At 68.4% G+C, this 5,956-nt stretch carries 5 protein-coding genes; 1 reads left to right on the forward strand and 4 read right to left on the reverse strand.

What is annotated here, in order from left to right:
* Nucleotides 1–42 precede the first annotated feature (42 nt).
* Nucleotides 43–954: a hypothetical protein gene (locus G6026_RS09475; RefSeq protein ID WP_182613014.1), complete on the forward strand. Its 912-nt coding sequence runs from the start codon at nucleotides 43–45 to the stop codon at nucleotides 952–954.
* Between the two features lie 207 nt (nucleotides 955–1,161).
* On the opposite strand, the gene G6026_RS09480 is transcribed toward G6026_RS09475, so the two are convergent.
* From G6026_RS09480 to eccCb, 4 genes are all read right to left on the reverse strand, one after another.
* Nucleotides 1,162–1,455, reverse strand: coding sequence for a WXG100 family type VII secretion target (locus G6026_RS09480; RefSeq protein ID WP_107757032.1), 294 nt, complete (start codon nucleotides 1,453–1,455; stop codon nucleotides 1,162–1,164).
* 29 nt (nucleotides 1,456–1,484) lie between these two features.
* Nucleotides 1,485–1,805, reverse strand: a complete 321-nt coding sequence (locus tag G6026_RS09485) for a WXG100 family type VII secretion target (RefSeq protein WP_107757033.1) — start codon at nucleotides 1,803–1,805, stop codon at nucleotides 1,485–1,487.
* Between the two features lie 105 nt (nucleotides 1,806–1,910).
* A complete protein-coding gene (locus G6026_RS09490) occupies nucleotides 1,911–2,729 on the reverse strand; it encodes a hypothetical protein (protein WP_182613015.1) in 819 nt (272 codons plus the stop codon).
* On the reverse strand, nucleotides 2,726–5,956 hold a 3,231-nt coding region (gene eccCb, locus G6026_RS09495), incomplete at its 5' end, for a type VII secretion protein EccCb (RefSeq protein WP_241728003.1). The genes eccCb and G6026_RS09490, both read right to left, overlap by 4 nt.

Genomic DNA, 5,956 nt, shown 5'->3' on the forward strand with positions numbered 1-5,956 from the left:
TACGGCCCGTGAATCACCGGGGCTAGTGCGTGGGGTATGTCCATGAGCTACGGCAGCGCCGTTCACACCGCCGACGGGGACTTCATCGTCGGATCCATTCTCTCGGGCGCTGCACCATGGCTTTCGCTCTCGTCCGAAACCACTCTGGAATACGCCTTGTTCGGGGGAAACAGCCCGTTTGCCAACTGGGTGGGAAACGAACTGCGGGAGTGGGAGCTATTCCCTACGCCGGAGTCGCTCTTCCTCACCGACGATCTCGGCGAGAGAATCCGGACCTGGTCAGATGAGTTACACAGATGCCAGGAAGCGCGGTTTAGCGGAATGCCCGGACCTGACGACTCGGAAATGGTGGAGGTGGCGCTTGAGGGGCTCACGCTCTGTGGGTTTATCAGGAATGAGATCCCTTATTATTATGTGGGTTCCACGTTCTTCGACGCGCTCCCTGAGCCTGTGAGAGAGCAGGTCGAAGATCGCGTCCCTGACTGGAGGGGATATCGAAAGATCGACGGCAAGAGGGACGTGTTCGATCGGCAGGCCATGCCGTTCCAGCCGTTCGGTAGCAGCCAGATGCCGCCCGAGCTGTCCACGATGTCGGCCGCGATCATGGCGAACGTCGATCGTTACGGTGGCCGAGTTGTGGACCCGGGCGGAGACCTCTGGGCCGAATTGGACGCCTGGCAGGCCCGATATGAGGACAGCTTCCTCGGCCTCCCCGAACAGCGGGGTCGAACGCCACGATGGCGGCCCGGGTTCGACCGCCTTGGCTGGATGGCCGAAGGCCTCGCCCTACAACAGAAGTCCCACAACGCGCTGGAAGGCGTGCACCTGGCCTGTGGAGCGGCCTACCTCGCAATGTCGAAGGACGAGTGGGATTCGATGCTCGCCGTCTACCTCAAGAACACTTCCGAAGTGCCAGGCCAAGCGGGCCCATCCGCCGTCGAGGGGGCGCGATGACACGACCCCCTCATGCTGTTACAGGCGCAAGAACGGTGTGCTGCACGTGGGGCGTCGATGATCCCCGCCTGATCTCCCGATCACCGCCCGGAAAAGGCCGCCGACCCCGGTCACCGGACACTCGGCTACCGGGGCCCACGAACCGCAGGGCGGCGGCCCGCCAGGACTCGGTCATTCAGACCGCGATCGTCATACCCGCCGCGCGGGTCAACCCCACCCCTGGGCGGCGCGGCGGTCGGCATCGGCCATTCCCTGGTTGCCCTGACTCGCTGCCCGCGAGATCTCCGCGAGCATCGCCTGAAGAGCTGCCGCCGCCTGGTCCCAGTCGTTCTGGTGGGCGTGGTAGGCGACGGCGGCGTCGCCCTCCCATTCGGCGACGAGCGGCGCGAGGTATGTCTTGAGGTCATCGAGGGTGGTCCGCAACGCGGTGGAGGCCGAGCCGACCTGGCCGACCAACGCCTCGATCGGGCCGTGGTTGTAGGTGATCTGTCCTGAGGTCATGAGTATTCTCCCGATTCGAGGATGGGTGGTCAGATGTTCAGAGGCCCGGAGGCGCCGATTCTGCTGATGGCCTGCGCGGAGTCCTGATCAGCGGCGTCGAACGAGGTGCTGTTGACCCGCATAGTCTCCGAGATGCCCGCCAGGGCGGAGTTGAGCTTGGCGCTCTGCTGCTGCCACTCCGTCATGATGGTGGCGAACCGCGCCTGCGCCGCACCCCGCCACACAGATCCCCCGAGCTGCGACACCGAGTCCCGGACGTTCCCGAGTAGTCGATCGATCTCCATGTTGACCTCGTCGACCCGCCTGGCCGCGGTGTCCATGGTCCCGATGTGGGTGTTGAAACCGGCCATCTCGTCCTCCCCTTGTCGTCCTGCGGCCCCCTCGTGGGTCCGTCACAGTGTTCGACGCCGCTGCGACCGCGTTCGGTTCCCTCCTCATCGCCGGCCCGAGCAGCCTCAGACATCCTCGTGCAGTCGCAGTGCCGCCTCGACCGGAGCGGTCTCCGGCACGACGAAGGACAGCAATCGGGCCTGATCGCAGGCGTCCACCACTCGCTCGCAGTTGCGTCCACGAGCCAGAACCTCAGTCGAACCGGTGCCCGCCTCACGCCTCGCCCGTCGGAGGGCGGTCACCGCATCGATCACACGGGAGACCTCGTCGTCGCGCATCGAATCCCGGCGCGGGTCCCAGCGGTGGACGAGGGCCCGGTCGATCAGGGTCAGTTCCCCGCGTGTGCGTTCCACGAGACTCACCATGGTCCGGGCCTCGGATGCCTCCACGCACACGGCCCAGCGGGCTGACGAGGAGGGCAGAGCGTCGGCGGTCACCAGTGCGGAGCGGACGATCCGCGGAGCCACCCCCAGCCCCTCCGCCGCGGCGGCCAGCCGAGCGGATCGGGTGTTGCCCCACTCACTGGGAACGAGGAGCACCACCCCGTCGCCCTCCCCCGCCCCGCCCCACCGGAGTGCCCTGGAGACGGGCGCCGCCAGGAGTTCGTCCACGGGAACGGAGAGGCCCGCCACCTCGGTGCGATCGCGGTGGGTGCTCGCCACCGGATCGAGCAGACACCGGTCCGGGTGGCTAAGAGCGAGGGAGTCGACACGATCGGAACACTCGATCCGATCGCCCCCCGGGGGCAACGCTGTCCCGTAGACACCGGCGAGTACCGAGGTCGGCGTGACCGACGGGGAGAGGACGGTCGACGCCGACGCCGACGCCACCGCGAGTCCGGAGCACGAGAGGTCGACCGCGAGGCTCACTGCTACCCGGGTCATGGCAACGCCAGTGCGGTCTGCACCAGATGGACACCGCCGCTCCGGGTGACGAACCTGCCCCGACCCGCCGGCATGGGCGTGGGACGAACCCCACCGAGAAGCGGCCCCTCCTCCCTGCTCCCGGACATGATGAGGCCGGCGCCGCCTAGATCCCGGATCCTCCCGACGAAGGGGTCGTACAGGGCCCGAGACGAACCAGCACACCGCCGCGCGAGTACGACGCAGAACCCGATGTCGCGGGCGTGCGGGAGAAAGCGGGCCAGTGGGGTCAGCGGGTTTCCCGCACCCGTGACGACGAGATCGAGGTCGTCGACGACGAGGTGGATTCGAGGACCGTCCCACCACGACCGCGAACGGAGTTCCTCTGGAGTGACCTCCGCCCCGGGCATCCGCTGCTCGAGGATCTCCACGAGGTGCTCGACCATAGGCGCCAGCGCGGTCTCGGTGGCGGCGTACCCGGCGAGGTGGTCGCCCTCGACCTCGCCGAGCATGGTGCGCCGATAGTCGACCACGATGATCTTCGCCGACTGCGCGGTGTTGCCGGAGATCAGTCCCCGGGTGAGGGCTCGTAGCACGGAGGTCTTGCCACACTCCGAATCACCCAGCACCAACATCAGCGGATCGGCGTCCAGATCGGCGTAGACGACCTTCAGGTCGGATTCGTCCACCCCGAGTGGCACGCGTGAACGGGTACCGTCCGGTCCCGGTCGTGCCAGGCTCGCGAGCTGGCCGTACGGCAGGGTTTCCGGGAGCATCCTGACCGGCGCCGCGGTGACCGGACCCGCGAGTTCGCGCCACCGCTGCGCCAGATGCCGGGAGGCCGAGGCAGTGGCGTCGGCGATGCCCCCCGGGTCGACGAGCCCGTCGAGTCTGGGTTGGAAGATGAGCATGTGGTGTCGGTCCCGGGTCAGACCCCGTCCGGGGGAGGCGGGAACGGTCACCGCCGCGCGGCGGTCGATCATCGAATCCGTGGGATCGCCCAACCGGAGTTCGACACGCGTGCCGAGCGCGTCCCGCAGCGCCGGCCGGAGGTCGGCCCACCGGGCTGCCGACAGGACCACATGGACACCGTATGCAAGACCGTCCGCCGCGAGCCCCAGCACGACCTGCTCGAGATCCTCGACCTCCGTCCTGAACGCCTGCCAACCGTCGATCACCAACATGATGTCGGGGTACTCGGCGACTGATCGGCCATCACGCTGGACGAGTCTGCGGCGGGCCTGGTCGATCGAGGTCAGGCCCTGGTCACGGAAGACCGCTTCCCGCCGCTTGAGTTCGGCGTCGACCTCCGCGACCGTACGGCGAACCTTCTCGTCCTCGCCGCGCCGGGCGACTCCTCCGACGTGAGGGAGCGGGGAGATCGACTGGAGGGCCCCGCCACCGAGGTCCACGACGTAGACCGAGAGCCTGTCGGGCCCGGTCGTCGCCGCGGCGGCCAGGACCAGGGTGCACAAGGCGGTCGACTTGCCCGACCTCGTCCCGCCCACCACCGCCACGTTGCCGTCCGCCCCGGAGAGATCCACGGACCAGATGGCTCGGCGCTGCTCGAAGGGCAGGTCGACCTCCGCGAGAGGAAAGCTCCAACTCGGCGGGTCGGCGTCATCCGGGACCATCGGTTCTCTGCCGACCGCCGAGTCGAGGGCGGCTCCGGCACCCAGTGGCGCGAGCCAGACCTCGTGCGCGGGTCGCCCGTGGCCGGACAGCCGACCGACGAGAACGTCGAGCAGACTCGAGCCCTCCTCCTGATCGTCCCGACCGGCGTGATCGGCCGGGCCCCCTCGATCGGAGACGGAGTCGCTGGCCGGAGGGACGGGAGCGGCCACCGGCATGAACCAGGACGTGAATTGTCGCACCGTGGCACGGGCGACCGGTGCCGCGACGGACGCCCCCTCCCGCCGACGATCCTCCTGGTAAGGGCCCGAGACATAGGCGGCGTCGAAGCGCACCGGATCACCGGAATCGACCTTGAGGAAGCCAGCGCCCGGCGTGGCGGGCAGGTGATACGCATCGGTCACGCCGAGAACCGTGCGGGACTCCGTCGCGGAGAACGTCTTGAGTGCGATCCGGTAGGACAAGTGACTGTCGAGACCCCGCAGTCGCCCCTCTTCGAGCCGTTGGGACGCCAACAGGAGGTGGATGTGCAGACTGCGACCGAGCCTCCCGATGGTGAGGAACAACTCCGCGAACTCCGGCTTGGAGGACAAGAGTTCGGAGAACTCATCGACGACGATCACCAGAGCGGGCAACGGGTCCAGCTGGGCACCCCTCGCCCGCGCCGCCTCGTAGTCGCCGACCCCCGCGTAGTTGCCCGCCGCGCGGAGCACCTCCTGGCGCCTGTTGAGTTCCCCCTCGAGCGCGTCCCGCATCCGGTCGACCATGGTGATCTCGGCCTGAAGATTGGTGATCACGGCAGCCACATGGCACAGCGACTCGAGTCCGAGAAACGTGGCCCCACCCTTGAAGTCCACCAGGACCAGGTTGAGCGCGTCCGGGTCGTGGGTGGCGACGAGACCCAGGACGAGAGTGCGGAGGAACTCGGACTTGCCGGAGCCCGTCGCGCCTATACACAGTCCGTGCGGTCCCATCCCGCCATGCGCGGCCTCTTTGAGGTCCAACTCCACCGGCGCACCATCCGGGCTCACACCCACCGGGACGCGCAATCGATCACGTCCACCTCGTCGACGCCATGCCACCGCCGGATCGACCCTGGCCGCCGACCCGATCCCCAACAGGTCCGGTAGGCCCGGGACGCGCCTCATCGACGTGGAGCCGTCCGCGTTGGTCACGGTATCCGCGGGCCGGTATCGAGCGAGTGCCATGGCGAGTCGCTCCGCTTCCGGAAGGCTCATGGCGTCCGCGCGCGCGACCAACTCCTGCCCGGACTCGGTCCGCACCGAGGCGCCGCCGTCATCGTGGACCCGGACACACAGCCCGAGCCTCGTCGCGAGGTCGCGTAACTGACCGGCGCGACTCCCGGAGACCTCCAGGACGGTCACGCCGTCCAACCCGTCCTCCGCGACCAGACGCTCCGCGCCGTTGACACCCACACCGTCCACCACGACCACGAGATGAGGCTCCCCCGGCCGAGGCGTCGCGCCCGCCCCGAAGGACGGTCGGGCCGCGATCTCCTCGGCCAGCATCGCCTCGACACCGGCGAGGGAGAACTCGGTCAGTCGTACCCGTCCGCCGCCGTCCGTGTACGTCGGATGTGCGTGGTGCGGTAGCCA

This window comes from Dietzia sp. DQ11-38-2, from assembly GCF_014145055.1.
GTDB lineage: Bacteria > Actinomycetota > Actinomycetes > Mycobacteriales > Mycobacteriaceae > Dietzia.

Coding starts and splice junctions, on each gene's coding strand:
- G6026_RS09475 (WP_182613014.1), top strand. CDS start 43: ATGAGCTACGGCAGCGCCGTTCACACCGCCGACGGGGACTTCATCGTC.
- G6026_RS09480 (WP_107757032.1), bottom strand. CDS start 1,455: ATGACCTCAGGACAGATCACCTACAACCACGGCCCGATCGAGGCGTTG.
- G6026_RS09485 (WP_107757033.1), bottom strand. CDS start 1,805: ATGGCCGGTTTCAACACCCACATCGGGACCATGGACACCGCGGCCAGG.
- G6026_RS09490 (WP_182613015.1), bottom strand. CDS start 2,729: ATGACCCGGGTAGCAGTGAGCCTCGCGGTCGACCTCTCGTGCTCCGGA.